This window comes from Streptomyces sp. ICN903 (assembly GCF_022015835.1).
Lineage (GTDB): Bacteria > Actinomycetota > Actinomycetes > Streptomycetales > Streptomycetaceae > Streptomyces > Streptomyces fenghuangensis.
In genome coordinates this window covers 1-3,860 of sequence record NZ_JAKMAY010000426.1, presented here as the reverse complement: position 1 = coordinate 3,860, position 3,860 = coordinate 1, and the positions used below count along the sequence as shown (strand labels likewise).

Below are 3,860 nucleotides of genomic sequence, written 5' to 3'. Positions count from 1 at the left end.
GGCCCGGGGCCGGGGTGGTGGGGCGGAGCGGGAGCGCCGTACGGCTCCTGGCCCGGGGCGGCGTACCGGCCGTGCTGGTCGTACTGCTGGTACTGCTCGTGCTGCCGGTACCGGCCGTACCGGTCCTGCCCGCCGTGCTCCGCGTACGCCTCCTGTCCGCCGTGCCCGCCGTACGCGTCGTACCCGCCGTACACGGGGCCCGTGGGGCCCGAAGGGCCGCGGCCGTGGTCGTGCTCGCGGTCGTACTCATGGCCGTAGGGGCCGGGCTGTGAGCCGTACGGCTGCCCGGGCGGGTACTGCTGGTCGGTCATCGGGAGCCTCCCGCAAAGGGGGGAAGCACCTCGACGGTGCCGCCCTCGGTCAGTCGGACGAGATGGTGGTCGCGCTTGCCGACCGGCTCGCCGTCCACCAGGAAGGAGCACAGGCCCAGCACCCGGTCGAAGTCCGGCCGGCCGGCGTGCCGCCGGCGCGCCTCGGCCAGCGCCTCGGCCAGCGTGTGGGCCTCGTATCTCTCCTCGGTGATCCCGGCGGCGGCCTTGGCCGCGGCCCAGTAGCGGATCATGCCGCTCGGCATGGTGTGTCCCTCTCAGCCGTCCGTCGTGCCGCCACCATGATGGCGCGGCGCCCGCCCGGTCCGCGCCGTCGCCCAGGCGGCGATCCGCTCCAGCAGCTCCGGGGGCGCGGCGTTCTCGGCGTGTCCGAAGCCGCGCTCGATCCACAGCTCCGTGCACGCCGGGTCGGCGGCGTCGAGCAGCGAGTACGGGTGGTCCAGCGGAAAGTAGGCGTCCCGGTCGCCGTGCACCACCAGCAGCGGGGTCGGGGCGATCAGCGGTGCGGCCTCCACCGGCGACAGCGGCACCGGATCCCAGTCCTGGTGGTGGATACGGGTACGCAGCCCGTAGCGGGAGACCAGGCGCCCGGCGGGGTGCTGGATCGCCCAGTGGACCCGCCGCATGGCCGGGGTGCCCCGGTAGTACCAGCGGGCGGGGGCGCTCACGGCGACGACCGCGTCGGTGTGTGCACCTGTGCGCCCCCGGTGCATCCTGTGCGCAGCGTCACCGGCACCGGTCCCGGCGGCCGGTCCGGTCCCGTCGGTGCCGGTCCCGTCGGCGTCACCGGCACCGTACGCCGCCCCGGCCGGCTCCGCCCGGTGGAGCGCCGCGTGCCGCAGCACCACCGAGCCGCCCATCGAGAAGCCCGCCGTCGCCACCGCCGAGTGCCCCAGCGAACGCGCCCAGCGCACCGCCGCGGCGAGGTCGAGCACCTCCCGGTCGCCGACCGTGGAGCGCCCGCCGGAGCGGCCGTGCCCGCGGAAGGAGAACGTGACCACGTCCGCATGCCGGGCGAAGACCTGTGACACTCGTCGCACCGCGGGCCGCTCCAGCGAACCGGTGAAGCCGTGCGCGACGACGATCGCCAGGTCCCGTCCGGCGGCCTGCCGCACGCCCTCGTCCCGGTCGCCGGAACCCCCCTCGCGCGGCTGGTAGCAGGCGTCTATGCCCACCCCGTCGTCCGTCCGCAGCCGTGCCCGAAGGAGCGTGCGCGAAGGCGTCCGCCGACCCGTGTCCCGGACACCCTCGGTGACCGGCCCGCCACGGGAAAGCCCTTCCGTCCCCTCCGCGTCCTCGCTCATGTGGGATATTGTCGATGACGAGAAGGATCCGGGCAGCGCCGCCCCCGGGTCCTTTCGTGCTTTCGGAGCGCAGTACGAAGCAGTGCCGCCACACGCCCCACCACGGGGCCGGGGAAGGACTCGACGTCATGAGCTCACTACTCCTGCTGACCAACGCCCTCCAGCCCTCCACCGAAGTCCTGCCCGCGCTCGGCCTGCTGCTGCACAACGTCCGTGTGGCCCCGGCCGAGGGCCCGGCGCTGGTGGACACCCCCGGCGCCGACGTCGTCCTGATCGACGGCCGCCGCGACCTGCCGCAGGTGCGCTCCCTGTGCCAGCTGCTGCGCTCCACGGGGCCGGGCTGCCCGCTGATCCTGGTGGTCACCGAGGGCGGCCTCGCGGCCGTCACCGCGGAGTGGGGCGTGGACGACGTACTGCTGGACACCGCCGGCCCGGCCGAGGTCGAGGCCCGGCTGAGGCTGGCCACCGGGCGGCGGCAGATCTCCGGCGAGGACGGCCCGGCGGAGATCCGCACCGGGGACCTGTCGGTGGACGAGGCCACCTACAGCGCCAAGCTCAAGGGGCGCGTACTGGACCTGACCTTCAAGGAGTTCGAGCTGCTGAAGTACCTGGCGCAGCACCCCGGCCGGGTGTTCACCAGGGCGCAGCTCCTCCAGGAGGTGTGGGGCTACGACTACTTCGGCGGCACCCGGACCGTCGACGTCCACGTACGGCGGCTGCGCGCCAAGCTCGGCCCGGAGCACGAGTCGCTGATCGGGACCGTGCGCAACGTCGGCTACCGCTTCGTGCTGCCGGAGAAGAAGGAGCCGACCCCCGAGGAGCGCAAGGCGCGCAAGGACGCGAGGGCGACCGTGGACGCCGCCGAGAGGATGGCGCAGGACGCGGCGAACGGCGTCGGCGGGGAGGCGGCCGGGAGCGGGCGGAAGACCGCCGCTCGCCGGGGAGGGAACTGAGTCGGCGCGCGTAGACTTCCGCTGTGGCGAAGGTGACGCGGGACGATGTGGCGAGACTGGCGGGTACGTCGACCGCGGTCGTCAGTTATGTGATAAACGATGGGCCGCGGCCGGTCGCGCCGGCGACCCGCGAGCGCGTGCTCGCCGCGATCAAGGAGCTGGGGTACCGGCCGGACCGGGTCGCGCAGGCGATGGCGTCGCGGCGCACCGACCTGATAGGGCTGATCGTCCCCGACGCCCGGCAGCCGTTCTTCGCGGAGATGGCGCACGCGGTCGAACAGGCCGCCGCCGACCGCGGGAAGATGGTGCTCGTCGGCAACTCCGACTACCTCGACGAGCGCGAGGTGCACTATCTGCGGGCCTTCCTCGGCATGCGCGTCTCGGGCCTGATCCTGATCAGCCAGGGCCCCAGCGAGCGCGCCGCCGCCGAGATAGAGGCGTGGGACGCGCGCGTGGTGCTGCTGCACCGGCGGCCCGAGGCGATCGACGACGTGGCCGTCGTCCTCGACGACGTCGGCGGCGCCCAGATGGTCACCCGGCACCTGCTGGAGCACGGCCACGAATACGTGGCCTGCCTGGGCGGCGTGGAGTCCACCCCCGCCTACGGCGACCCGGTCACCGACCACGTCGAGGGCTGGCGCCGGGCGATGAAGGAGGCCGGCCGCTCCACCGACGGCCGCCTCTTCCAGGCCCCCTACAACCGCTACGACACCTACCGCGTCGCCCTCGACCTGCTGGCCGGCCCCGACCGCCCGCCCGCGCTGGTGTGCGCCACCGACGACCAGGCCATCGGCGTGCTGCGCGCCGCCCGCGAGCTGGGTCTGGACGTGCCCGGCGAACTGGCGGTGGCCGGGTTCGACGACGTCAAGGAGGCGGCGCTGACCGACCCGCCGCTGACCACGGTGGGCTCGGACCGCGAGGCGATGGCCCGCGCGGCGGTCGACCTGGTGCTGGACGACGGGGTGCGCGCGACGGGCTCGCGGCGCGAGCGCGTGCGCCAGTTCCCGACGGGGCTGGTGGTGCGCCGCTCCTGCGGCTGCGGCGGCTGACGGGAGGCTCGACGGGACCGGGCGGGGCTCCCGCCGGGTTCCGGCCGGAGCCCGGCCGGGGGAAGCCCGGGGCGCCTGGTGCGGTTCTTCCCCGGGTTTCAGCCCGCCCTCATGAAGTTCTCATTCCGGGCGCGCACGGTTGTGTGTATGAGCGACCACGAGACGAACCGCGCGTATCCGCCCCGCCCGCCGTACGAGCCCTCCGCTTTGAACACCGCCCCCGAG

4 protein-coding genes and 1 pseudogene are annotated in these 3,860 nt (G+C 74.4%); 2 read left to right on the top strand and 3 right to left on the bottom strand.

Translation table 11 applies throughout. From position 1 onward, the window contains the following. The 3 genes and pseudogenes from L7D48_RS27105 to L7D48_RS27095 all read right to left on the bottom strand — a co-directional run. A pseudogene (locus tag L7D48_RS27105) lies at nucleotides 1-311 on the bottom strand (hypothetical protein); the annotation flags it as partial. Then, nucleotides 308-574, bottom strand: coding sequence for a MoaD/ThiS family protein (locus L7D48_RS27100; protein ID WP_101256638.1), 267 nt, complete (start codon nucleotides 572-574; stop codon nucleotides 308-310). The gene L7D48_RS27100 and the pseudogene L7D48_RS27105, both read right to left, overlap by 4 nt. Before the next feature lie 12 nt (nucleotides 575-586). Continuing rightward, nucleotides 587-1,633 carry an alpha/beta hydrolase gene (locus L7D48_RS27095; protein WP_374493945.1) on the bottom strand — a complete coding sequence of 349 codons (1,047 nt, stop codon included), beginning with the start codon at nucleotides 1,631-1,633 and terminating at the stop codon, nucleotides 587-589. 128 nt (nucleotides 1,634-1,761) lie between these two features. Between L7D48_RS27095 and L7D48_RS27090 the strand changes: the two genes are divergently transcribed. Beyond that, nucleotides 1,762-2,586, top strand: coding sequence for a response regulator transcription factor (locus L7D48_RS27090; protein WP_237883468.1), 825 nt, complete (start codon nucleotides 1,762-1,764; stop codon nucleotides 2,584-2,586). A gap of 23 nt (nucleotides 2,587-2,609) precedes the next feature. After that, entirely contained in the window at nucleotides 2,610-3,635 is a 1,026-nt protein-coding gene (locus tag L7D48_RS27085; protein ID WP_237883466.1) for a LacI family DNA-binding transcriptional regulator, read from the top strand. Nucleotides 3,636-3,860 lie beyond the last annotated feature (225 nt).